At 70.1% G+C, this 23858-nt stretch carries 21 protein-coding genes; 6 read left to right on the top strand and 15 right to left on the bottom strand.

Annotated elements, in window-relative coordinates; genetic code table 11:
* Positions 1–50: 50 nt before the first annotated feature.
* Complete coding sequence (locus AACH10_RS04140; RefSeq protein ID WP_341409089.1) at positions 51–857, bottom strand: IclR family transcriptional regulator domain-containing protein; 807 nt, start codon at positions 855–857, stop codon at positions 51–53.
* 110 nt (positions 858–967) lie between these two features.
* On the opposite strand from AACH10_RS04140, the gene AACH10_RS04135 reads away from it, so the two are divergent.
* From AACH10_RS04135 to AACH10_RS04125, 3 genes are read left to right on the top strand one after another with little or no spacing between them, the layout of a single operon-like run.
* On the top strand, positions 968–1936 hold the full coding sequence (locus AACH10_RS04135) for a tripartite tricarboxylate transporter substrate binding protein (protein WP_423228557.1): 969 nt from the start codon (positions 968–970) through the stop codon (positions 1934–1936).
* Positions 1937–1958: 22 nt separating this feature from the next.
* The gene (locus AACH10_RS04130; protein ID WP_341409087.1) at positions 1959–3500 is read left to right on the top strand and encodes a class I adenylate-forming enzyme family protein; all 1542 of its coding nucleotides are present in this window, start codon (positions 1959–1961) and stop codon (positions 3498–3500) included.
* Positions 3497–4276: a citryl-CoA lyase gene (locus tag AACH10_RS04125; RefSeq protein ID WP_341409086.1), complete on the top strand. Its 780-nt coding sequence runs from the start codon at positions 3497–3499 to the stop codon at positions 4274–4276. Before AACH10_RS04130 ends, AACH10_RS04125 begins: the two co-directional genes overlap by 4 nt.
* A 7-nt stretch (positions 4277–4283) precedes the next feature.
* Here the strand turns inward: AACH10_RS04125 and cynS are convergent, their stop codons facing one another.
* From cynS to AACH10_RS04070, 11 genes are all read right to left on the bottom strand, one after another.
* Positions 4284–4727, bottom strand: a complete 444-nt coding sequence (gene cynS / locus AACH10_RS04120) for a cyanase (RefSeq protein ID WP_341409085.1) — start codon at positions 4725–4727, stop codon at positions 4284–4286.
* Positions 4728–4787: 60 nt separating this feature from the next.
* Complete coding sequence (locus tag AACH10_RS04115; RefSeq protein ID WP_341409084.1) at positions 4788–5576, bottom strand: enoyl-CoA hydratase/isomerase family protein; 789 nt, start codon at positions 5574–5576, stop codon at positions 4788–4790.
* A gap of 32 nt (positions 5577–5608) precedes the next feature.
* On the bottom strand, positions 5609–6778 hold the full coding sequence (locus AACH10_RS04110; protein WP_341409083.1) for an acyl-CoA dehydrogenase family protein: 1170 nt from the start codon (positions 6776–6778) through the stop codon (positions 5609–5611).
* Between the two features lie 18 nt (positions 6779–6796).
* Entirely contained in the window at positions 6797–8353 is a 1557-nt protein-coding gene (locus tag AACH10_RS04105) for a long-chain-fatty-acid--CoA ligase (protein ID WP_341409082.1), read from the bottom strand.
* Between the two features lie 541 nt (positions 8354–8894).
* The gene (locus AACH10_RS04100) at positions 8895–9980 is read right to left on the bottom strand and encodes a CaiB/BaiF CoA transferase family protein (protein ID WP_341409081.1); all 1086 of its coding nucleotides are present in this window, start codon (positions 9978–9980) and stop codon (positions 8895–8897) included.
* A gap of 83 nt (positions 9981–10063) precedes the next feature.
* A complete protein-coding gene (locus tag AACH10_RS04095) occupies positions 10064–10873 on the bottom strand; it encodes an enoyl-CoA hydratase/isomerase family protein (RefSeq protein WP_341409080.1) in 810 nt (269 codons plus the stop codon).
* Between the two features lie 42 nt (positions 10874–10915).
* A complete protein-coding gene (locus tag AACH10_RS04090; protein ID WP_341409079.1) occupies positions 10916–11875 on the bottom strand; it encodes an acyl-CoA thioesterase in 960 nt (319 codons plus the stop codon).
* Positions 11872–13026: an acyl-CoA dehydrogenase family protein gene (locus tag AACH10_RS04085; protein ID WP_341409078.1), complete on the bottom strand. Its 1155-nt coding sequence runs from the start codon at positions 13024–13026 to the stop codon at positions 11872–11874. Before AACH10_RS04085 ends, AACH10_RS04090 begins: the two co-directional genes overlap by 4 nt.
* A gap of 11 nt (positions 13027–13037) precedes the next feature.
* Entirely contained in the window at positions 13038–14237 is a 1200-nt protein-coding gene (locus AACH10_RS04080; protein WP_341409077.1) for an acyl-CoA dehydrogenase family protein, read from the bottom strand.
* 15 nt (positions 14238–14252) lie between these two features.
* Positions 14253–15890, bottom strand: coding sequence for a 3-(methylthio)propionyl-CoA ligase (locus AACH10_RS04075; RefSeq protein WP_341409076.1), 1638 nt, complete (start codon positions 15888–15890; stop codon positions 14253–14255).
* 90 nt (positions 15891–15980) lie between these two features.
* Positions 15981–17210 carry an ABC transporter substrate-binding protein gene (locus tag AACH10_RS04070; protein ID WP_341409075.1) on the bottom strand — a complete coding sequence of 410 codons (1230 nt, stop codon included), beginning with the start codon at positions 17208–17210 and terminating at the stop codon, positions 15981–15983.
* 243 nt (positions 17211–17453) lie between these two features.
* Here AACH10_RS04070 and AACH10_RS04065 point away from each other — a divergent pair, with 243 nt between their 5' ends.
* The 3 genes from AACH10_RS04065 to AACH10_RS04055 are packed head-to-tail and all read left to right on the top strand — an operon-like array spanning position 17454 to position 21034.
* Positions 17454–18638 (top strand): ABC transporter substrate-binding protein, encoded by a 1185-nt coding sequence (locus tag AACH10_RS04065; protein WP_341409074.1) that lies wholly within the window; start codon positions 17454–17456, stop codon positions 18636–18638.
* A gap of 36 nt (positions 18639–18674) precedes the next feature.
* Positions 18675–19463, top strand: coding sequence for an enoyl-CoA hydratase-related protein (locus tag AACH10_RS04060; RefSeq protein WP_341409073.1), 789 nt, complete (start codon positions 18675–18677; stop codon positions 19461–19463).
* A complete protein-coding gene (locus AACH10_RS04055) occupies positions 19460–21034 on the top strand; it encodes an acetyl-CoA acetyltransferase (protein ID WP_341409072.1) in 1575 nt (524 codons plus the stop codon). Before AACH10_RS04060 ends, AACH10_RS04055 begins: the two co-directional genes overlap by 4 nt.
* A 469-nt stretch (positions 21035–21503) precedes the next feature.
* On the opposite strand, the gene AACH10_RS04050 is transcribed toward AACH10_RS04055, so the two are convergent.
* Genes AACH10_RS04050 through AACH10_RS04040 form a run of 3 tightly spaced genes read right to left on the bottom strand, consistent with a single transcriptional unit; the run spans position 21504 to position 23857 of the window.
* On the bottom strand, positions 21504–22355 hold the full coding sequence (locus tag AACH10_RS04050) for an enoyl-CoA hydratase-related protein (RefSeq protein WP_341409071.1): 852 nt from the start codon (positions 22353–22355) through the stop codon (positions 21504–21506).
* Positions 22356–22392: 37 nt separating this feature from the next.
* Complete coding sequence (locus tag AACH10_RS04045) at positions 22393–22818, bottom strand: DUF6285 domain-containing protein (protein WP_341409070.1); 426 nt, start codon at positions 22816–22818, stop codon at positions 22393–22395.
* Positions 22811–23857, bottom strand: coding sequence for a phosphotransferase family protein (locus AACH10_RS04040; RefSeq protein ID WP_341409069.1), 1047 nt, complete (start codon positions 23855–23857; stop codon positions 22811–22813). The genes AACH10_RS04045 and AACH10_RS04040 overlap by 8 nt, the downstream gene beginning before the upstream one ends.
* Between the last annotated feature and the right edge of the window lies 1 nt (position 23858).

Raw genomic sequence — 23858 nt, 5'->3', positions numbered from 1 at the left:
TTTCGCAGATTGGTGCACTGCATGGCGCAGTGCACCGATGGCCCAGCCTCTCAGGCCCCGGCCAGCGCCTCGTGCATCAGCGCGGCGATGGCCTGCTGGCGTTGGCGCGTCATGCGGTCCATCGAGGCCGCCACGCTGATGCCGGCCAGCGGCAGGCCATCGGCATCGCACAGCGCGCGGCCCACGCCGAGCACACCCTTGACCGCATGGTTGCCCACCACCGACCAGCCGCGCTCGCGCGTGCTGCGCACCAGGATGCGCAGGCGCTCCACCGTCATGCCGCCGTAGCGCGCCAGCGCGTCGCCGTGCGCGCCGATGGCCGCGCGTGCCTCGGCCTCGGGCATGGCGGCCAGCAGGGCCAGGCCGGCGGCGCCCACGCCCAGCGGCTGGCGGCTGCCCACCTGCACCGCCAGGATCTGCACCGGGTAGCTGCCGATGTGCCGCGCCACGCACCAGGCGCTGTGGCCCTCGCGCACCACGGCGAAGGCGGCGTCGCCGCAACCGGCGCTCACCCGCGCCAGCACCGGCGCCAGGCGCTGCGCCATCTCCGACGCGATGTCGCTGAGCTGCCGCGCGCCGCGCAGCTGCGCCGCCGGCGCGGCCACGTAATGCCAGCGGCCCTGGCGCTGCACATGGCCGCAATCGATCAGCGTGGCCAGCAGGCGGTAGACGGTGGCGCGCTCCAGCGCCAGCGCGCGGCACAGGTCGGCCACGCGCGCGCCGGCCTCGCCGCTGCGCTGCACGGCCTCCAGCAGCAGCAGGCCGCGGCGCAGTGCGCGGCCCTCGGGTTCATGCGCCGGGTGGGGGCGTGATTCGTCCGCCTGACGGACGTTTGAGGGCGGGGTGGGGCGCGGCATCGACAAGAATTTTCATCCAGACGGCCGACGCATCGCCGCCGCACCGCAGGAGACACGCCATGCCCTTCGAACCCACGCCCCGACCCGGCACCCGCGCCATGACGCGGGCCATGCCGCACCCCACCCGCCGCACCGCGCTGGCCGCGCTGCTCAGCCCGCTGGCCGGCGGCGCACTGGCGCAGACCTGGCCGGCCAAGCCGATCCGCCTGGTGGTGGGCTATGCCGCCGGCGGCGCCACCGATGTCATCGCCCGCCTGGTGGGCCAGAAGCTGGGCGAGGCACTGGGCCAGACCGTGGTGGTGGAAAACCGTGCCGGCGCCAACAGCAACCTGGGCGCCGAGGCGGTGGCGCGTGCGCCGGCCGACGGCCACACGCTGTACATGTTCACCATCGCCAACACCATCAACGCCTCGCTGTACGACAAGCTGGGCTACGACCCGCAGAAGGACTTCGAGCCGGTGGGCCTGATCGCCAAGGTGCCCAACATCCTGGTGGTGAACCCGGCGCTGCCGATCCGCACGGTGGCCGACTACGTGAAGTTCGCGAAGGACAAGCCGCAGGGCATCAGCTTCGCGTCGTCGGGCAGCGGCTCGTCCATCCACCTGTCGGGCGAGCTGTTCAAGTCGGTGGCCAAGCTCAACATGCTGCACGTGCCCTACCGTGGCAGCGCGCCGGCCATCACCGATCTGCTGGGCGGCCAGGTGCAGTCGATGTTCGACAACGCGCCGTCGGCGCTGCCGCATGTGCAGGGCGGCAAGCTGCGCGCGGTGGCCATCACCAGCCCGCAGCGTTCACCGCTGCTGCCCGAGGTGCCCACGCTGGCCGAATCGGGCTATGCCGGCTTCGACGTGCAGAGCTGGTTCGGGCTGGCGGCGCCGGCCGGCACGCCGCGCGCGGTGATCGACAGGCTGAACACCGAGTTGAACAAGCTGGTGGCCATGCCCGAGGTGGCCCGGCGCCTGGCCGAGATGGGCGCCACGCCGGCCACCGGCACGCCCGAGCAGATGCGCGCCTTTGCCGCGGCCGAGCAGCGCCGCTGGCAGGCGGTGGTGAAGCAGTCGGGCGCTCGGGCAGACTGACGCGCAGGAGGCCCAGACACCCATGTTCCCGATCGACTTCTTCTGGCGCGCCGCGGCGCGCTGGCCCGAGCGCATCGCCATCGATGCCCCCGAGGGCACCGTGCGCTACGGCGAGCTGGCGGCCCAGGTGGCCGCGCTGGCCGCAGCGCTGCGCGCGCTGGACGCGCAGCCCGGCAGCCGCGTGGCCATCTGCGCCGGCAACAGCCGCGAGCACCTGCTCGCCCTGCTGGCCGTGCTGGCCAGCGGCAAGGTGTGGGTGCCGCTGAACGCCAAGAGCACGGCCACCGAGATCGCCCGCATCGTGCAGGCCACCGAGCCCGGCATCGTGGTGGCCGACCCCGCCTGTGCCCCGCTGATCGCCGGCGCCCCCGGCCACGTGCTGTGGACAGGCAACGGCCCGCCGAACACCCCGAACGCCCCCACGCTGGTGCAGCAGGTGGCCGCCCATGCCGGTGCCGCGCCGGTGGACCTGGCCGCGCTGGGCCTGACCGAGCGCGACACCCAGGCCATCAAGTTCACCGGCGGCACCACCGGCCTGCCCAAGGGCGTGATGCAGCCCTACCGCGCCTGGCTGGCCAACATCAGCAACCAGATCCACTGGTGGGGCCTGACGGCCGACGACCGCTATGTGCTGGCCGCGCCCATCACCCACGGCACCAGCACCTATGTGCTGCCCATCCTGGCGCAGGGCGGCTGCCATGTGGTGCTGGCCGAGGCCGGCGCCGAGGCCGTGCGCGGCGCCTTCCGCGACCGCGCGGGCACCTGCTGCTTCATGCCGCCCACGCTGATCTACATGCTGATGGCGCTGCCCGGCGCCGACGCCACGCGGGCCAGCGACTACCCGGCGCTGCGCCGCCTGATCTACGGTGGCGCGCCGATGCCGCCCGGCAAGATCCGCCAGGTGCGCGCCTTCTTCGGCCCGGTGCTGGGCACCACCTACGGCCAGACCGAGGCGCCGCAGATCATCACCGTGATGCGCCCGGACGACTTCGACGACGAAGCCCGGTGGGCCAGCGTGGGCCAGGTGAGCTGGTTCACCGACGTGGCCGTGATGGCGCCCGATGGCCGCCTGTTGCCCGCCGGCGAGGTGGGCGAGGTGGTGGTGCGCGGCGACCTGGTGATGGGCGGCTACTGGCGTCTGCCCGACAAGACCGCCGAGACCCTGGTGAATGGCTGGCTGCACACCGGCGACCGCGGCCTGATCGATGCGCGCGGCTACCTGTACCTGAAAGACCGGTTGAAGGAGCTGGTGATCACCGGCGGCTTCAATGTCTACCCCATCGACGTGGAGAACGCGCTGGGCCAGCACCCGGCGGTGCACGAGTGCGCGGTGTTCGGCGTGCCCGACGACAAGTGGGGCGAGGCCGTGACGGCCGCGGTGCAGCTGCGCGAAGGCCAGACGGCTACCGAGGCCGAGCTGATCGCCTTTGTGCGCGAGCGTCTGGGCCCGGTGCCGACCCCCAAGCACGTCCACTTCCACGCCAGCCTGCCGCGATCGCCGGTGGGCAAGGTGCTCAAGACCGAACTGCGCCGCCTGGCGCTGCCCGCAGGAGACACGCCATGAGCGCAGCACGCAACCCATCCGTTCCCGAAACCCGACTGTGCAGCCACACGCTGACCAGCCTGCACTACCGCGACAAGAGCCTGGTGGACGACCTGCTGGGCCAGCGCAGCTTCACCGAGGTGATGCTGATGCAGATCCTGGGCCGCGAGCCGCGCGGCGTGGACATGCGCATGGTGGACGCCGTGCTGATCACGCTGATGGAGCATGGCCTGACGCCCAGCGCCATCGCCACGCGCCTAGTCTACATGAGCGCGCCCGAGAACCTGCAGGGCGCGGTGGCCGCCGGCCTGCTGGCGGTGGGCTCGTCCTTCGTCGGCACGATGGAGAACTGCGCGCGCCTGCTGGACCAGCTGCAGGCCGCGGCCGACCCGCAGGCCGAGGCCCTGGCCATCGCACGCCAGCACAAGGCCGAGCGCAGTGCCGTGCCCGGCTTCGGCCACCACCTGCACAAGCCGGTGGACCCGCGCGCCTACAAGCTGCTGGACCTGGCCCGCGCCGAGCCCGAACTGCCGGGCCGCCACTTGCAGGCGCTGATGACGCTGTCGGCCGCGGTGGACGAGGTGGCCGGCCGCCCGATCACGCTGAACGCCACCGGCGCCGTGGCCGCGCTGCTGGGCGAGATCGGCGTGCCCACCGGCGTGATGCGCGGCTTTGCCGTGATCTCGCGCGCCGCGGGCCTGGTGGCCCACATCGTGGAGGAGCAGCACAGCCCCTCGGGCCGCTTCATCTGGGACACGGTGGAGCAGGCCATGCCCACGATCGTGGACACGCCGTGAGGCCGGCTCAGTAGGTCTTGTAAGGCAGGAACTTGCCGCTCATCGTGATCGATACGCGGTCGCCGGCCGGGTTGGGCTCGCGCTGCAGGTCCATCTTGAAGTCGATGGCGCTCATGATGCCGTCGCCGAACTCTTCGTGGATCAGCTCCTTGAAGGTGGTGCCGTACACGCTCACCAGCTCGTAGAAGCGGTAGATCAGCGGATCGGTGGGCACGCTGGTGGGCAGGCTGCCCTTGTAGGGCACCACCATCAGCCACTTCTTCTCGTCGGCGCTCAGGCCGAAGATCTTGCCGATGATGTCGGCCTGCTTCTTGTCCAGCGTCATCTGGCCCAGGCAGGCGGCAGTGACCCATTCCTTGCTCAGGCCCACCTTGGCGGCCACATCGGCCCACTTGATGCCCTTGGCCACCTTGGTGGCGATGATCTTCTCGGTGACGTCCAGTCGGCTCATGGCCAGTCTCCTGCGGTTGGGGTGTCAACCCCTTAGCAAGAGGCGGGCCGGCTGCCGCGCTCAGCGCCCCTGGTAGCTGGGCTCGCGCTTGTCCAGAAAGGCGCGGATGCCCTCCTGGAAATCCTCGCTCTGGCTGCTGAGCACCTGGTTGCGGTCTTCCATCGCGATGGCTGCGTCGAAGCTGGGCGCGTCGATCGTGAAGTTCAGGCAGTCCTTGGTGAGCGACAGGCCCATCGGCGTGGTGCGCAGCATGTCGGCCACCAGCGACTTGGCCTCGGTCAGCAACTCGGGCATCTCGGCCACATGGCTCACCAGGCCCAGCGCCAGCGCGCGCTGCGCACCCAGGAAGCGGCCGGTGAGCATCAGCTCGCTGGCCACCGAGCTGCCCACCATGCGTGGCAGGAAGTAGCTGACGCCCATGTCGCAGGCGGTGAGGCCGATGCGGATGAAGGCGGCGTTGAAGCGCGCCTCGGGCGTGGCCAGGCGGATGTCACTGGCCAGCGCCAGGCCGAAGCCGCCGCCCGAGGCCGAGCCCTGCACCACGCTGATGATGGGCTGCGGGCAGCGGCGCATGGCCAGCATGATGTCGCGGATGCTGCGCTGGTGCTTCAGCACATCGGCGGCGGCGCGGCGGCCGGCCGGTGCGCGCTCTTTGAGGTCGAGCCCGGCGCAGAACACGCGGCCGGCGCCCTGCAGCACCACCACGCGGATCTCGGGCCGGTGGTAGAGCGCCTGCATGTACTCGCGCAGCGCGGTGACGAGGGTCTCGTCCATCGCGTTCAGGCGCTCGGGCCGGTTCATCGTCAGCCAGGCGACCTGGCCTTCCTCGTGGACTAGAAGGACGCTCATTTTGTAGCCTGGGTGGTCGATGGTGGATGGGATCAGAGCGAGCGAGAGATCACTTCCTTCATGATCTCGCTGGTGCCGCCGTAGATGCGCTGCACGCGGGCATCGGCATACATGCGGGTCACCAGGTACTCGTTCATGAAGCCGTAGCCGCCGTGCAGCTGCAGCAGTTCATCCAGCACCTTGCCCTGCATCTCGGCGCCCCACAGCTTGGCCATGCTGGCGGTGGCCGTGTCCAGCGTGCCGGCCACGATCTGTTCCACGCACTTGTCCATGAAGGCGCGGCCCACGGCGATCTGCGTGGCCACCTCGGCCAGCTTGAACTTGGTGTTCTGGAAATCGGCCACCGTCTGGCCGAAGGCCTTGCGCTCGCGCACATAGGCCAGCGTGGCCTCGTAAGCGCCTTCCATGCAGGCCACGGCGCTCACGCCGATGAACAGGCGCTCGTAGGGCAGGTCGCCCATCAGCTGGTAGAAGCCCTGGCCGGGCTTGCCGCCCAGCAGGGCATCGTCGCCCACGCGTACGTCGTCGAAGAACAGTTCCGAGGTGTCCTGGCTCTTCATGCCCATCTTGTCGAGCACGCGACCGACGCGGAAGCCCGGCGTGTCGCCGGGGCCACCTTGATGCCGCCCGGTCTCGACGATCAGGATCGAGGTGCCGCGCGCGCCCTGGCTGGGGTCGGTCTTGCACACCACCAGCACCACGCCGGCGAGGTAGCCGTTGGTGATGAAGGTCTTGCTGCCGTTGAGCACATAGCCGCCCTCCACCTTGTCGGCGCGGGCGCGGATGCCTTGCAGGTCACTGCCGGCGCCGGGCTCGGTCATCGCGATGGCGCCCACCAGCTCGCCACTGGCCAGGCGCGGCAGGTACTTGCGCTTCTGTTCCTCGGTGCCGTGGTTCAGGAAGTAGTGCGCCACGATGGAGTGCACCGAATGCGCCCAGCCGCTGATGCCGCGGCGCGCGCATTCTTCGGTGATGGTGGCCTCGTGGCGAAAGTCACCGCCGCCACCGCCCCATTCCTCGGGGATGTCGGTGCACAGCAGGCCCAGTTCGCCGGCCTTGCGCCACACGGCGTGGCCCACGTTGCCGCGCTTGCGTGCGGCCTCGTCGTCGGGCACCAGTTCGCTGTCGACGAAGCGGGCCGCGGTGTCGCGGAACTGGTCGAGGTCGGGGTCGCTCCACGAGCGCTTCAGGTTCAGTGGCATGGTGCTTCTCTCAATGAATCAATTGACCCGGCGTGCCTTGCCGGCCCAGTACGGCTCGCGCAGTGCGAACTTCTGCAACTTGCCGGCGGCCGACATCGGCATCTCGGTGCGGAACTCCACGCTGCGCGGGCACTTGTAGCCGGCGATCAGGGTCTTGCAGTGGGCCATGACGCTGGCCTCGGTGACGTCGCTGCCTTCGCGCTTGACGATCACCGCATGCACGCGCTCGCCCCACTTCTCGTCGGGCACGCCGATCACGGCGCACTGCTGCACGCCGTCCAGGCTGGCCAGCGCGTTCTCCACCTCGGCCGAGTAGACGTTCTCGCCGCCAGTGACGATCATGTCCTTGATGCGGTCGACCACGTAGAGGTAGCCGTGCTCGTCGAGCCGGCCGCCGTCGCCGGTGTGCATCCAGCCACCCTTCAGCGCGGCGGCGGTCTCGGCCGGCTTGTTCCAGTAGCCCTGCATCACCATCGGGCCACGGGCGCAGATCTCGCCCACCTGGCCCACCGGCACCTCGTTGTCGTCGGGGTCGACGATGCGCACCTCGGCGATCGGCACCGGCCGGCCGGCGGCGCGCAGGCGCGTGGCCTGGTCGGGGCCGGGCAGGTGGTCCTTCGGGCTCAGAAGCGTGATGGTGGGCGAGAGTTCCGTCATGCCATAGGCCTGGGCGAAGCCGGCATTCGGCAGCGCGGCCATCGCGGCCTCCAGCAACGCGGCTTCGATGGGCGCCGCGCCGTACAGCACCAGCTGGATGCAGCTGAGGTCGAACTCCTGGAAGCGTGGGTGTTCGATCAGCCGGCGGATCATCATCGGCACCAGGAACATCTCGCCCGGCCGGTGCTGCTGCACGGCCTGCAGGATGGCCAGCTCGTCGAAGCCCGGCACGATCACCGCGGTGCCCAGGCGCATCATCAGGATGATGCTGAGGCCGCAGCCGGCCACATGGAACATCGGCGAGACCACCAGGCCGCTGGTGAAGGGCGCGCGCGGGATGGCCGCCGAGCCCGACAGCGCGTTCACGAACAGGTTGCCGTGGCTGAGCATCACGCCCTTGGGCCGGCCGGTGGTGCCACCGGTGTACATGATGGCGGCCAGGTCGGTGTCGTGCCGGTAGGCGTCGGGCACCGGTGTGGCGGCGGCCATCAGCGCCTCGTAGCTGAGTGCGCCTTCGGGCGTGGGGCCGGTGCCGCAGTGGATCACCGTCTTCAGCGACGTACTTTGCGTGCGCAGCGCCGGCACCATGCCGGCGAAGGCGTCGTCGACGATCAGGATGCGGGTGTCGCAATCGTCCAGCGAGTAGGCCACCTCGGCGGGGCTCCAGCGGATGTTCACCGGGTTCACGGCGCCGCCGGCCCACCAGGTGCCGTAGAAGAACTCGAGGTAGCGGATGCTGTTGAGGCCGAGCATGCCGACGCGGTCGCCGGGCTGGATGCCTTGGGCCTGCAGCACGCTGGCGAGCTTGGCGACTCGGTTTGCGAATTGCTGTCGCGTGAGCTGTTCGGTGCCGAAGATGGCGGCGATGTCGTTAGGGCGTTCGCGCACGCCCTTGTGGACGGCTTGGGTCAGGTACATCTTGCTTGTCTCGATGCTTGGTGTTTGTGCGTGTTCGCTGCAGCGCGCCGGGATTTCGCCCCGGCGGGCGACCTACTTTCTTTTCGCGAAAAGAAAGTAGGCAAAGAAAGCGCTTCCCAAACTTTCCGACACCCCCTCGCGCTTGAAGCGCATCGAGACGGGCGCCTCGCCCGCCCGGCGGGCTCGAACATAGCCAGTCGGAAACGGAATGGGCCATTCCCAGGCAAAGCCCCCCCGGTCAGGACTTGTGTGAAGAACGCGGGCAGGCACGAAAGACTGCCAGAGCGGCGCCATGCGACGGCCTTGCCATCGGCGGCGCCGCTTCCTTCATCAAGCCCTCGTCCGGCAGCCTGTTCGAGCCCGCCGGGCGGGCGAGGCGCCCGCCTCGATGCGGGAGAAGCAGCAGTGCCGAAACGGAAAGTTTGGAAGCGCTTCTCTTTGCCCCCTTTCTCTTTCGCGAAAGAGAAAGGGGGTCGCCCGCCGGGGCGAAATCCCGGCGCGGTGCACCGAGCAGCAGCAGAAGAAGGCAAGGCAGAAAGCATCACCGCCAACTGGCCAAAGCATCTTCCAATGTCGTTGCAGAGGGCGCTGTCGGCACCGCCGGCGCCGTCCGCGAGAACCGCGGCGCCGGTGCCGGCTGAACGACGCCACCGACCGTGACAAACGTCTCCCGCGCCCGGTTGTGCGCATGCTGCGGCGCCTCGTCCCAATCCAGCACCGGCGCAAAGCAGGCATCGCTGCCTTCCAGCAGCGCGCACCACTCGTCGCGCGTCTTGGTGCGGAACACGTCGGCCAGGCGCAGCTTCAGCAGCGGCCAGCGGGCGGCGTCCATTTGGCCGTCGAACATCGGATCGTCGATGCCGCAGCGCTGGCGCAGTTCGGCATAAAACTGCGGCTCGATGGCGCCCACCGCCACGTACTTGCCGTCGGCACAGGCATACGTGTCGTAGAAGTGCGCGCCGCCGTCCAGCAGGTTCTCGCCGCGCTGGTTGCTCCAGCGCCCGGCGGCATGGAAGCCGTACATGAACGCACTGAGCAGCGAGGTGCCATCGGTCATCGCCGCATCCACCACCTGGCCTTTGCCTGAGCCCTTGGCCTCGTGCAGCGCAGCCAGCACACCCACCAGCAGCAGCATGCCGCCGCCACCGAAGTCGCCCACGTAGTTCAGCGGTGGCACCGGCGATTCACCACTGCGGCCGATGGCATGCAGCGCGCCGGTGATGGCGATGTAGTTGATGTCGTGGCCGGCGGCCTGGGCCAGCGGGCCGTGCTGGCCCCAGCCGGTCATGCGGCCGAACACCAGGCGCGGGTTGCGCGCGGCGCACACGTCGGGGCCCAGGCCCAGACGCTCCATCACGCCGGGGCGGAAGCCCTCGATCAGCACATCGGCCTGTTCCACCAGCTTCAGCACCGACTCGATGGCCTCGGGCTGGCGCAGGTCGAGTGCCAGCTGGCGGCGGCTGCGGGTGGTGATGTCGGTGGGCTGCAGCGGCGTGCCGGGGCGTGTGATGCGCAGCACATCGGCGCCCAGGTCGGCCAGCACCATGGCCGCGAACGGCCCGGGGCCGATGCCGGCCATCTCGATCACTTTCACGCCGGCCAATGGCCCAGCGGCTGAACCTGCCATCGTGGCTCTCCTGTCATTCGGTGCGTGATGGTGCAAAAGCCGCGCGGCTCTCACCATCGTCGGAACGGACGAACGTGTGCGAACTACTTGCCTGTGAACACCGGCGGCCGCTTCTCGGCAAAGGCCTTGGCGGCCTCCTTGAAGTCCTGCGTGCACAGCGCCAGCACCTGGGCGCGGTTCTCCAGCTCGATGGCGGCGTCGAGGCTGGGCGCCTCGAGGTTGGTCCACATCAGCTGCTTGGTGTGGCGCGTGGCATAAGGGCTGTTGCGCAGCACGGCCTGGGCCATGGCCAGGGCCTCGTCCATCAGCGTGGCGTCGTCCACCACGCGGGCCACCAAGCCGATCTGGCCGGCCTCGTCAGCCTGCACCGGGCGGCCGGTGAGCATCAGCTCGAAGGCGCGCGCCGCGCCCACCAGGCGCGGCAGGTGGTAGCTGATGCCGCATTCGCCGGCCGTCAGCCCGATGCGGATGGCGCCGATGTGGAAGCTGGCCGAGCGTACGGCGAGGCGGATGTCGCTGGCCAGCGTCATCGCCAGGCCGGCGCCCACGGTGACGCCGTTGATCGCGGCGATCACCACCTTGTCGAGCGCGCGCACACGCTTGACCATGCCGGCGAACAGCTCCTGGCCGGCCATGTAGGTGGTGACATCGTCGCCCTGGCCGCCGGAGGCCGAGCCGCTGGTCAGGTCCCAGCCGGCGCAGAAGCCCCGGCCCGCGCCGGTGATGATCAATACGCGCAGCGTGGGGTCGGCGGCCACCTCGTCGAAGCGGGCGCACAGCGCGCGCACGGTGTCGCCGCTCAGCGCATTGAGCTTGGACGGGCGGTTCAGCGTCAGGATGGCCAGGCCATCATCGCGGCGTTCGAACAGCAGGTCGTCGGGTTGGTGGCTCATGGCCGGGTCTCCTGTGGGGGGTGACGGCCGGGCCGGTGCGGCTCAGGCCGGTTGGGATGGGGTGAGCGGCACCATCGCCAGCGCCTGCATCGTGCTGCGGGTGATGTCGTCCATCGGGGCGGCGCGCTGCGTGACCGGATCGGTGCTGACCAGCACCGTGTCGGCCACGGCCACCAGCCGCTGCGGGTCACGCACCCAGCTGCGCAGGCGGATGGCGCTGCGGCCCAGCTCGGCCACGCCGGCGCCGATCTGCCAGGCGCCGCCGCCGGCCCAGCCGGGGTGCAGCAGCTGCAGGCGCATGTGGGCCACCAGAAAGCCCAGCGCCGGCGCGCCATTGCCGTCGCCAGCGCGGTGGCTCATCGCGCGGCGCAGCAGGCGCAGGCGGGTGTGCTCCACCAGGCGCGCCAGCGCCAGTTCGCTCAAGCCCTGGTGGGCATCCAGGTCGGCATAGCGGGTGGTCATGCCGTGCCAGTGCGGTGGGGCATGGTCGCGATCGGGCGGGGCCGCGTGGTGGTCGATCACCGCGTCGTGGGCGTGCGGGTGCTCGGCCGGCGGCGGGGGCAGTGCGGCCTGATTGGCCAGGCACTGGGTCAGCTGCGCGCGCAGGTCGCCGGGCAGCGGGCCGGGCTGGCCGTTCTGCCACGCGGCCATGCGCGTGGCCGCCAGGCCCACGCAATGCCCGTGCTGGAACAGCGCGGTGGCCAGCTCGAAGCCTGCATCGTCCACCGCGCGCAGGCGCACGCCGGCCAGCAGCGGCGCCGGGTAGTGGGCCTGCGCCACGAAGTCGGTGGCCACGCTCACCGGGCGCAGCGCGGGCTGGGCCGCATCGACGCCGCTGTGGCCCAGGCTGGCCGCCAGCCAGCGCATGCGCGCCTCGCCGTGCAGGCCCATCAGCGCCACGTTGTTCAGGTGGCGCAGCGTGTCCACATCCGACCAGCGCGGCGCGATCTCGGTCTGGAATGGATAGGCCGCCGGCTCGCGGCGCCAGGGTTCGCGCTTCATGCGGACTGGAGCCGGACCACGCGCAACAGGTGCTGGCCGCTGCTGCCCGCGCTGCGCTCGATCTGCAGCGCGCGGCGGAAGAAGCGGCCCACCGACAGCTCCTCGGTCACGCCCATGCCGCCGTGGATCTGCACCGCCTGCTCGCCCAGCAGCTTGCAGGCCTTGCCCACCGCCACCTTGGCCGACGACACGGCCAGCGCGCGCGCCTCGGGCGTCAGCGATTCATCGGCGATCTGCGCGCCCACCGCTTCCACCAGGGCCACGGCCAGCTCGCGCGCCATGTGCATGTCGGCCAGGCGGTGCTGCAGCACCTGGAACGCGGCCAGCGGCTGGCCGAACTGCTTGCGCTCGCGCAGGTGGTTGCGCGTGGCGTCGAACAGGCGGCGCGTGGTGCCCAGGCTCTCGGCGCACAGGGCCAGCGCGGCCTCGTCCAGCGCGCGGGCGATGGCGCCCAGGGCCTGGCCCGGCGCGGTGAGGAACTGCGCTTCGTCGACCACCACGCCATCGAAGGCGATCTCGCTGGCCACGCCGCCGTCCAGCGCACGGCCGTCGCGGCGGCTGATGCCGGCGGTGGCCAGGGGCAGCAGCAGCAGGTCCAGGCCCGCGGCGTCACCGGCCTGGCCACTGCGCCGGGCGCTGACGATCAGGTGCGTGGCCCAGGGCGCGGCCACCACGGCGGTCTTGCGACCGTCCAGTCGCCAGCTGCCGTTCTCGGCTGTCAGGCAGGCCGAGACATCGGCCGGGTCATCGCGGCTGCCGGGCTCGGCATGGGCCCAGGCCACCAGGGCCTGGCCTTCGAGCAACTGGGCCAGCAATGCCGCGGCTGCGGGCGTGCCCGCGCGCTGCAGCAGGCCGCCGGCCACCACGGCGCTGCCGATGTAGGGCTCGGCGCTGAGCCACTCGCCCAGCGTTTCCAGAGTGGCCAGGTGGTTGCGCCAGGCCTCGGCCGCATCGCTGGCCAGGCCGCCGGAAGACTCCGGAAAGCCGGCGCCCAGCAGGCCCAGGTCGGCAGCCAGGCCCTGCCACACGGCCGCGGGCGGCGGTGCATCGGCGCGGGCGTGGTGGTTCAGGTCGATGCGGTCGGCCAGCCAGCGGGCCAGGCTGTCGCGCAGCGCGGCGGTGTTGTCGTCTTGCAGGGTGTCGTTCGCCATGGCGTGCGCCTTCAGGCCTGGGCCAGCAGATGGGCCGCGATGATGTTGCGCTGGACCTCGTTGGTGCCGGCGTAGATCGAGGCCGCGCGGTCGTTGAGGTAGGACGACATCGCGAACAGGCCTTCCTCGTCGAGCGCCACGGCGCCGTGGCCGGCTTGGTCCAGCGCCGCGCGGGGCAGGGTGGCCGTGCCGGTGATGCGCACATGCAGCTCGGTCAGCGCCTGCTTCAGCTCGGTGCCCATCAGCTTGCCCATCGACGGCGAGATGCCGCGCTCGGCCCCCGCGGCCTGGGCGCGCAGCGTGCGCAACTCCAGCGCCTGCAGCGCATCCAGGCGGCAGTGCAGGTCGGCCAGGTCCAGGCGCAGTTGCTGGGCCTCGGGCGACCTGGCGCGGTGGCCGCTGAAGGCCGCGTCCAGCGCATCGGCCAGCCGGCGCCAGCGGCTGCGCAGTGCGGGCGAGAAGGCGCCGCCACGTTCGTGCTGCAGCAGGTACTTGGCGATGGTCCAGCCCTGGTTCTCCTGGCCGATCAGGCCCGAGGCCGGCACGCGCACGTTGTCGAAGAACACCTGGTTCAGCTCGTGGTCGCCCGACAGGCTGTGGATGGGCCGCACCGTGATGCCGGGCGTGTCCATGTCGTAGCAGATGAAGCTGATGCCGGTCTGCGGCTTGCCGGCGCTGGACGTGCGCACCAGGCAGAACATGCGGTTGGCGAACTGCGCATGCGTGGTCCAGATCTTGGTGCCGTTGAGCACATAGTGGTCGCTATCCCGCACGGCCTTGCACTGCAGGCTGGCCAGGTCAGAGCCCGAGCCCGGCTCGCTGTAGCCCTGGCACCAGTAGTCGGTGCCTTCGCGGATGGCCGGCAGCCAGCGCTGCTGCTGCTCGGGCGTGCCGAAGGCGATCAGCACCGGCGCCACCATGCCCGGGCCCATGGGCGCGCGCGGCGGGGCATCGGCCGCCGCCAGCTCGGCCGCGAACAGGTAGTGCTGCATCGGCGTCCAGTCGCAGCCGCCGAAGGCCACCGGCCATTGCGGCACGCTCCAGCCCTTCCGGGCCAGGATGCGGTGCCAGGCGTTGCCGTGCTCGTACTCGGCAAAGATGCCCGAGGTGCGGCGCCCGGCCTCGCGCAGCTCAGGCGTGAGGTTCGCATCGAGGAAGGCGCGCACCTCGTCGCGGAAGGCCTGTTCGGCGGGCGTCAGCAGATCCTGCATGGCTGGGCTTTCGGTTCAGATCGTCGGCAGCACGTGCTGCTTGAACTGCTCGCGCAATTTCGTCTTGAGGATCTTGCCGGTGGCGGTGTGCGGCAGCTCGGCCACGAAGGCCACGTCGTCGGGCAGCCACCACTTGGCCACGCGGGCTTCCAGATGGGCCAGCACCTGCTCGCGCGTGACCTCCTGGCCCGGGCGCTTGACCACCACCAGCAGCGGCCGCTCCTGCCACTTGGGGTGGGCGATGCCGATCACCGCGGCCTCGGCCACGGCGGGGTGGCTCATCGCGGCGTTTTCCAGGTCGATGGAACTGATCCACTCGCCGCCGCTCTTGATCACGTCCTTGGCGCGGTCCACCAACTGCAGGAAGCCGTCGGGGTCGATGGTGGCCACGTCACCGGTGGGGAAGTAGCCCTCGGCGTCCAGCACCGAGCCGCCTTCGCTCTTGAAGTAGCCGCTGGTGATCCACGGGCCGCGCACATGCAGGTGGCCGTAGGCCACGCCGTCCCAGGGCAGTGACTTGCCTTCCTCGTCGACGATCTTCAGATCGACGCCCCACACGCCGCGGCCCTGCTTGAGCTTGATCTTGACCAGCTCTTCCTCGGGCAGCGCGGCATGCTTTTTCAGCAGCTTGCTGATCACGCCGATGGGGCTGGTCTCGGTCATGCCCCAGCCCTGCACCACCTCGGCGCCGAACTGGTTCTCGAAGCGCTCCAGCATCGCGCGCGACACGGCCGCGCCGCCGATGCCCACGCGCTTCAGGCCCAGTTCCTTGGGGTCGAGGCCCGGGTTCGCATCTACGTAGCCGAATAGCATCATCCACACCGTCGGCACGCCCTGCGAGAAGGTGACGCGCTCGTCGCGCATCAGCGCGTAGACGCTGGCGCCATCCAGGTGGGGCCCTGGCAGCACGAGCTTGGTGCCCACCATCGCGGCCGCGTACGGTGTGCCCCAGGCATTGGCATGGAACATCGGCACGATGAGCATGATGGTCTCTTCGCTGCTGACGCCGAAGGTGTCGGGCGCCAGCTCCATCAGCGTGTGCAGCATCGTCGAGCGGTGGCTGTAGAGCACGCCCTTCGGATTGCCGGTGGTGCCCGAGGTGTAGCACAGGCTGCTGGCCGTGCGCTCGTCGAACTCGGGCCAGGTGAACTGGTTGCTCTGTGCGCCGATCAGCTCGTCCCAGCACAGCAGGTTGGGCACGTTGATCGCGGGCATGTGCGCCCGGTCGGTCATCGCGATGAAGTGCTTCACCGTCTTGAGCAGCGGGGCGATCTTCTCGACCAGCGGCGCGAACGTGATGTCGAAGAACAGGACCTGGTCTTCGGCGTGGTTGACGATGTAGTCGATCTGCTCCGGAAACAGCCGCGGGTTCACCGTGTGCAGCACCGCGCCCGAGCCCGACACGCCGAAGTACAGCGCCAGGTGGCGGTACGAGTTCCAGGCCAGCGTGCCCACGCGGTCACCGGGCTGGATGCCCAAGCCCTTCAGCGCATTGGCCACCTGCTTGGACGTGTCACGCACGCCGCGCCAGGTGGTGCGGTGCACATGGCCTTCGGGCAGGCGGCTGACGATCTCGGTGGCAGGGTGGAACGTGGCCGCGTGCTCGATCAGTGACGAGATCAGCAGCGGACGGTCTTGCATCAGGCCCAGCATGGTGGTGTCTCCGGGGGGGATGGGGTTCAGGGTGGCTGTGACGACACGACGCGCTGCGGTGCGCCGCCGGGCGCACCGCGTGGCAGGCGATCAGCCTGGCAGCACCTTGCCGACGGGCTCGTAGCGGCTGCCGTTGAAGCGGATCAGCTGGATCTTGCTGACCGGGTAGAAGTCTTCGGGCGAGGTCTTCACCTCGATGCCGGGGTAGAGCATCGGCAGCGTCATGCTCAGGTTGGCGGCCTGCTTCATCAGGTTTTCATGCGTGAGGTTGTCGCCGCACTGCTTGAGCGTCTGCACCATGGTCTGCGCCAGCGAGTAGCCGATGACGTTCAGCGTGTCGTTGGGGTCGCCGGCCGGGTAGTACTGCTTCATGAAGGCCAGGTAGTCGGCCAGTTCCCGGGTGCCGGCGTGGGCGGGATCGGACGGGTCACGCAGGTAGGCCGAGCTGATGATGCCGGTGGCGTTCTCGAAACCGGCGGGCTTGAGCACCGCCGCGGCCGATTGCGACACGCTGGCCAGGTAGTGCGTGGGCTTCCAGCCCAGTTCAGCCACCTTGCGGATGGCCTGGGCCGCGAACTTGGGCGTGCTGATGTCGAAGAACACGTCGGCGCCGCTGGCCTTCAGGCTGAGCAGTTGGCTGTCGATGGTGGGATCGCTGGTCTCGTAGGTGAGGTTGGCCACCACCATGGTCTTGGCCTTGTCGCCCAGAACTTCCATGAAGCCGCGCAGGTAGTCCTTCCCGAAGTCGTCGTTCTGCATCAGGATGGCGATCTTGGCGTTGGGCTTGGTCTCCAGGATCTGGCGTGCGTAGGCCCGGCCCTCGGCCGTGTAGGTGGGCTGCCAGCCCATGGTCCACGGAAACTCCTTGGGGTTGCCCCAGCGGGTGGCGCCGGTGGCCAGGAACAGGTGCGGCACCTTCTTGGCGTTCATGTACTTCTGGATGGCCGCGTTCTGGGCCGTGCCCAGCGGCGCGAACATCGCCAGCACCTCCTCCTCCTCGACCAGCTTGCGCGTGACTTCCACGGTCTTGGCCGGGTTGTAGGCGTCGTCCAGCGAGATGAGCTTGATCTTGCGGCCGTTGACACCGCCCTCGGCATTGACCTTGGTGAAGTAGCCGGCGATCGTCTTGCCGATGGTGCCGTAGGCCGACACGGGGCCCGAGTACGGCACGATGTGGCCAAGCTTGATCTCGGTGTCGGTGGCCCCGGTGGAGTACTTCTTCTGCGCCTGGGCGGGCAGGGCGGCGGCGATGGCGGAGGCGGCGGCCACGGCGGCGATCAGGTGGCGGCGCGACAGGCCTTGCGTAACGGGGGCGGACATGGGGTCTCCAGGCGACAGGCAACAAAGGGGCAGAGGGGATGGACAAAGGGTGCGCCGAAACCCCGGCGCACCCTGCGCCACGATGGTAGGCAGGGGGGGGCTCGGCAACATCGTCGCTTCCGACGATTGAGGGCGCCGACACGGGTTTCCTAGCATGGCCCGGCCAGCGAGAGTGGGCACGATGTGGGCCGCGCGTGATGACACGGGCGATCCAGAACACCCCACGACGAGCAGGAGACAGGCATGACCCCGAGCCGGCAATTCCCCCGCACTGCAGCCACCCTGGCGGCCCTGGCCGCACTGGCATCCGTTGGCGTTGGCGCCCAGGCGCAGACCCAGGGTGTGAGCAAGACCGAGATCGTCATCGGCACGATCCAGGACCTCTCGGGTCCGGTGTCGGCCTATGGCAAGCAGGCGCGCAACGGCGCACAGTTGCGCGTGGACGAGATCAACGAGCAGGGCGGCATCCACGGCCGCAAGCTGCGGCTGGTGGTGGAAGACCACGCCTACGACCCCAAGCGCGCGGTGCTGGCAGCGCAGAAGCTGGTCAACCAGGACAAGGTGTTCCTGATCGCCTCGCACATCGGCACGCCGCAGAACAACGCGGCCATGCCAATCCAGTTCGACAAGAACGTCATCAACTTCATGCCGCTGTCGGCCGGGCGCGAGATGTTCGAGCCGGTGCACAAGCTGAAGTTCGCCAACGTGGCCGCGTACTACGACACGCTGAAGTTCAACGCGCCGCGCCTGTTCAAGGAAGTGGGCGCCAAGAAGGCCTGCGCGCTGTACCAGGACGACGACTACGGCCTGGAGGTGGTGCGCGGCGCCGAGGCCGGCCTGAAGGATGCCGGCGTGGAACTGGCCGAGAAGACCAGCTACAAGCGCGGCGCCACCGACTTCAGCTCGCAGGTGGCGAAGATGAAGTCGTCCAACTGCGACTTCGTGGTGCTGGGCACCATCATCCGCGAGACCGTGGGCGCCATGGCCGAGGCCGCCAAGGTCGGCTGGAAGCCCACCTTCCTGACCAGCCAGGCGGCCTACACCGACCTGATCCATAAGCTGGGCGGCAAGGCCACCGAGGGCCTGTACGCGGTGATGACCATCCCGTTCCCGTACCTCGATGACAGCCCGCAGCCGGTGCGCTTCTGGGCCGCCAAGTACAAGACCCGCTTCAACGAGGAGCCCAGCACCTACGCGGTGGGCACCTACCAGGTCGTCGACATCTTCGCCCGCGCAGCGCAGAAGGCCGGGCCCAACCTCACCACCGAGAGCTTCATCAAGGCCATGGAGACCATGGGCACGGTGCCGCCCGACATCTTCGGCTCGCCCCCGCTCACCTGGACCGCCACGCAGCGCCTGGGCTCCACGCAATCGCGCCTGTCGCAGATCAAGGATGGCCGCTGGAAGGTCATCTCCGAGTACCGCTGACGCGGCTTTTATCCCCTCCAACGGAACCCTTTCTTCATGCCCCGTGAACTGACCCCCGCCATCCACCTCGACATCCTGCCCGGCCATGTGGCGCTGGTGACCATCGTGCGCCCCGAGGCGCGCAATGCCGTCAACGGCGACGTGGCGCGCGGCCTGGAGGCCGCCATCGACGCCACCGAGGCCGATGACGACATCTGGTGCGTGATCCTCACCGGCACGGGCAGCGAGGCGTTTTGCGCGGGTGCCGACCTGAAGGCCATCTCGGCCGGCCGCGGCAACGAGCTGCGCACCGACCGGGGCGGCTTCGCCGGCTTCGTGCATGCGCCCAAGCGCAAGCCCTGGATCGCGGCGGTCAACGGCCCGGCGCTGGCCGGCGGCTGCGAGATCGCGCTGGCCTGCGACCTGATCGTCGCCGCCACCGGCACGCGCTTCGGCGTGCCCGAGGTCAAGCGCGGCCTCATCGCCTCGGCCGGCGGCCTGTACCGCCTGCCGCGCGCGCTGCCGCCGGCCATCGCCCGCGAGGCCATCCTCACCGGCGAGCCGATCACGGCCGAGCAGGCGCATGCCTTCGGCATGGTCAACGCGTTGTGCGAGCCGGCGAAGCTGATCGAGGCCGCCCAGGCCATGGCCGCGCGCATCACGGTCAACGCCCCGGTGGCCGTGCGCGAGAGCCTGGCCGTGGCCCGCGCCGCCTTCGACAAGACCGACCCCGAGCTGCGCCAGATGTCCGAGGACGGCCAAGCGCGCAACATGCAGAGTGAGGACTTCAAGGAGGGCCCGCTGGCTTTCATCGAGAAGCGCGCCCCCCGTTGGGTGGGACGTTGAACGCTCCGGCCGTCCACACCGGCGATGCGGATGCCCGCACGCCGGTGCTGGTGGGCGCCGGCCAGATCACGCAGCGGCCCGAGCGCGGTGCCGATCCGCGCACCGCGCGCGGTCCGCTGCAGCTGATGGTGGATGCCGCGCGCGCCGCAGCCGCCGATGCCGGCCCGGCGCAAGCCCTGCTGGCCTCGCTGCAGGCCGTGGTGGTGATCCGCCTGTTCGCCGACACCAGCCCGCGCTTCGTCGACCCTGCGGGCCGCTTCACCAACCTGCCGCGCAGCGTGGCACAGCGCCTGGGCGCCGATGCCGCGCAGCAGCTGGTCTACACCTGGCCGGGCGGCAACATGCCGCAGTGGAGCATCAACCGCCTGGGCGAGCAGGTGGCGGCCGGCCAGTTGCAGGCCGCGCTGGTGGTGGGTGCCGAGGCGCTGGCCACCTGGCGCATGGGCCAGCGCGCGAATGTGCCGCTGGGCTGGCATGAAGACCCCGGTGGCACGCCCGAGGCCTGGGGCGATGCGCGGCGCGGCTGGTCGGATGTGGAGAGCGCCCACGGCGCCCGCGCAGCCATCGTGATGTACCCGATGTTCGAGAACGCGATCCGCCACCACCTGGGCCGCAGCATCGATGAACACCAGGCCGCAATGGGCCGCTGGCTCGAACCCTTTGCCAAGACGGCCGCGGCCAACCCGTTGGCCGACCGGCGCGGCGGCTACAGCCCCGCGCATATCGCCACACCCGGCCCTGACAACCCCTGGATCGGCTGGCCCTACACGCGGCTGATGAGCGCCAACGCCTACATCGACCAGGGCGCGGCCGTCATCCTGACCAGCGTGGCCCAGGCCAAGGCTCTGGGCGTGCCGGAAGACCGCTGGGTGTTTCTGCACGGCTGCGCCGATGCGCACGACCACTGGCATGTGAGCCAGCGGCGCAACTTCCACAGCGCGCCGGCCATGGCCGCGGTCTTCGAGCAGGCCTTCGCAATGGCAGGCAAGACGATGGCCGAGATGCGGCACCTGGACATCTACAGCTGCTTCTCGTCGGCGGTGGAGGTGGCCTGCGGTGCGCTGGGGCTGCAGCCCGATGACCCGCGCGGCCTCACCGTCACCGGCGGCCTGCCGTACTTCGGCGGCCCGGGCAACAACTACGTGACGCACTCGATCGCGCAGATGGTGCAGGTGCTGCGTGCGGACCGTGGTTCCTTCGGCCTGGTCACGGCCAACGGCAACTACCTGACCAAGCACTCGGCGGGCATCTATTCCACCGAGCGTCCTGCGGTGCACTTTGCGCCGGAGCCGCCGTCTGTGTTGCAGTCGCGGCTGGATGCTTCGGTGCCTTCACCTGCGTTCGTGCCCTTGGCTTCGGGTGAGGCGGTGGTGGAGAGCTACACGGTGATGCACGAGCGTGCCGGCCCTTCGGCGGGCGTGTTGTTTGGCCGCTTGATGGATGGCGCGCGGTTCATCGCCAACACGCCGGTGGATGCTTCTCTGTTTGCCTCCATGCAAGCAGAGGACTTCATCGGTCGTCGGGGTGGGGTTTCCAACGACGGTTCTCGCAACGTTTGGGTGCCTGTTTAGTTATTGATGCTGTTTGGGCTTGCTGGGTTCTGAGCAAGCCAAGCCGTGCCCGGGTGCCTGGCTTCGCTCAACTGCGCTGGTCCGATGCGTTGCATCGGACTTCGCTGCGGTGCTCGCAGGCGCGGCGGCGCATCGCAACTCGCTCCGTTCGCTGACGCTCACTGTGCTCGGACAAGCGATGCGAGTCAGAGGCCGATGCGGGCTCACGCCCGCCGCCACGCCTGCTGCGCTCCTCGCCAGCGCAGATTCGCTGCGCCAGACACCCGGGCACGGCTTGGCCGCACGGTCGAGGCATGCGGACGACGGCATGCCACGGTGCCTCGGGACGAGGACGTCGGGTGACCGCCCGGCGTAAGTAAAGGAGGAGCCGAGGTGCGAGAGCACCTCGGCGGGGGACATGGAGCCGGGCGGTTACCCGGCGGCCTTGGCCACGCGCAAACCTTCGAATGCCAGAGGCATCCGCACCAGTTCAAGACCGCCCAGAAAACCGCGGCTCGCGCTTGCCGATGAAGGCCTGCACACCCTCCGCAAAGCTCGGCGCATCGATCAGTTCGCGCTGCCGCTCGGCCTCGTAGCCCATCTGGGCATCGAGGCTGTTGTGCGCGGCAGCGTCGTAGGCGCGGCGGGTTTCCAGCGCGGCTTGCGGGGGCAGGGCGGCCAGGCGGTGGGCCAGCTTCAAGGCCTTATCACGCAGAGCCTCGTCGTCCACACAGGCCCAGGCAATGCCCCATTCGGCCGCCTTCTCGGCCGGCAGTTTCTCGCCCAGCAGCGTCAATGCGGTGGCGCGGCCACGGCCCACGAGGCGCTCCAGGAACCAGGTGGTGCCCAGGTCGGGCACGATGCCCAGCCTGGCCATGAAGGGCAGGTAGAAATAGGCCGAGCGCGCGGCCACCACGATGTCGGCCGAGAGTGCCAGGCCCACGCCGGCGCCGGCACACGCGCCGTTGATCGCGCTGACCACCGGAAACGGCAGGCGGCGGATGTCCGAGATCAGCCGGTTCGAGGCCGCGTGCATCGTGTCGGCCGTCTTGTCGCCCAGCGTGCGCGTGTCGGCAGCGGCGTCGCCACCCAGCGCGCTGTTCATCGCGCTGAGGTCGGCGCCCACGCAGAAGCCGCGGCCATCGGCCGTGATCACCAGGGCGCGCACACTGCGGTCGGCGGCCAGCGCGCGCAGGCGCTCGCGCAAGGCGTTCTGCAAGGGCTGGCCCAGCGGGTTCAGGCGCTTGGCATCGGCCAGCACCAGGATGGCCACGTCGCCATCGCGCTCCTCGCGCAGCACGGTGGGGGTGGCGGCCGTGGCGGCGGCAGCGGCTTCGGTCATGGTCGTCTCCAGAGTGCGCGTGCTTGGTGTGTTGGGGTCACGCGCCAATCGCACGGCGATAGGTGGCGTAGTTCGGCTGGTCCACGGCCAGCTTGGCCAGTGTGGTGTGCCACAGGTGCTCGGCCAAGCCGTGCGTGTCCAGCGACAGGCGGCCGGTGGAAATGGCCTCGGCCAGCGCCTGGTTCAGCGCGGCCAGGTCGGTGTCGGGGCGGTCGAGCAGGGCCTGCAGGCGCTGCACTTCGGCGGCCGCCACGGCCGGATCTTCCAGCAGCTGGCGGCGCGCGATGTCCAGCAGGTTGGCGGCCACGCGGGCATGGTGGGCGGTGGCGGCCGCCACGGCACCGGCCGCAGCCTGCGCCTCGGGCGTGGCGGCCTGGAATCCACCCAAGGCCGGCATCACCCGCTCGCGCAGGAACAACGTGGCGGCCTCGGTGATCTGTGCGGGGCTGGGCGCGTCATGCATGGCGTTCGTCCTTGGCCGCGCGCTGCGGATTGGCCTCGGGCACGATCAGCGTCAGCAGGTCGATCTCGGCCTCGCTGGCGCGGCGGCCGATGGCGGCTTTCTCCACCTCGCGCTCGGCGCCGGTCAGCCAGGCCTGCAGCATGCTCTCGCAGATCACGCCCCACTTCAGCGCGCCCATCACGGTCCACCAGTGGATGCGTGCGCGGTCGGCCTGGGCACCCGTGGATTCATAGCCGGCCACCAGCTGATCCAGCGTGCCGAAGCCGCCGACCGGCAGGTCGAATTGGCCGAATCGCCAGCTGGGCACGCACAGCCAGCCCAGGTCTTCCATCGGGTCGCCCACATGGGCCAGCTCCCAGTCGAGCACGCCGCGCAGGCCTTGCGCGTCGATCATCAGGTTGCCGTTGCGGAAGTCACCGTGCACCAGCGCGGGCCGCGACGGATCGGCCGGCAGCCGCTCGGCCAGCCAGCGGAAGGCCAGCTGGAACACCGGCCGCACGGTGGCGTGGCGTGCATGCCAGCCGCGGTAGTGGGCCAGTTCGTCGGCCGGGCCGGCGCGGCGCAGGCCCAAATCAGCCGGCACGGCGTCGACGGGAACCGCGTGCAGCCTGGCCAGCGTCTGGCCGCATTGAAAGGCCAGCGTCTCGCGCGCCGCGGCCAGCGCGGGGTCGGTGGCGATGCGCCGGCCCAGGGTCTCGCCCTGCAGGCGTTCCATCACGAAGCCCGCGCCCAGGCCGTCGGCCTCGGTCAGCACCTGGTGGATGGCCGGCACCGGCACGCCGTGGCGCGCGGCCAGTGCGATCAGCGCGGCCTCGGCCGCCAGGCCGGCGTTGGCCGACGAGCGGTGGTGGCCGCCCGGGGGCGAGCGGCGCAGGATCAGGTCGGTCGGGGTACCGCCAGTGACCTCGAGCGTGAACGCCCAGGTCTCCTGGCTGGCGCCGCCCGACAGCCGGCGCAGCCGCGTGATGCGGCCGCCCAGCGTGCGGGCCAGGCCGTCGGCCAGCCCGCCGGCGGGGGATTCCGAGGCGGGGCTGGTCATC

The sequence above is a fragment of the Pseudaquabacterium inlustre genome (genome assembly GCF_038066595.1).
GTDB classification, from domain to species: Bacteria; Pseudomonadota; Gammaproteobacteria; order Burkholderiales; family Burkholderiaceae_C; genus Pseudaquabacterium; species Pseudaquabacterium inlustre.
Note: the sequence above shows the minus strand (reverse complement) of the source record. Positions and strands in the feature narration are given on the sequence as shown.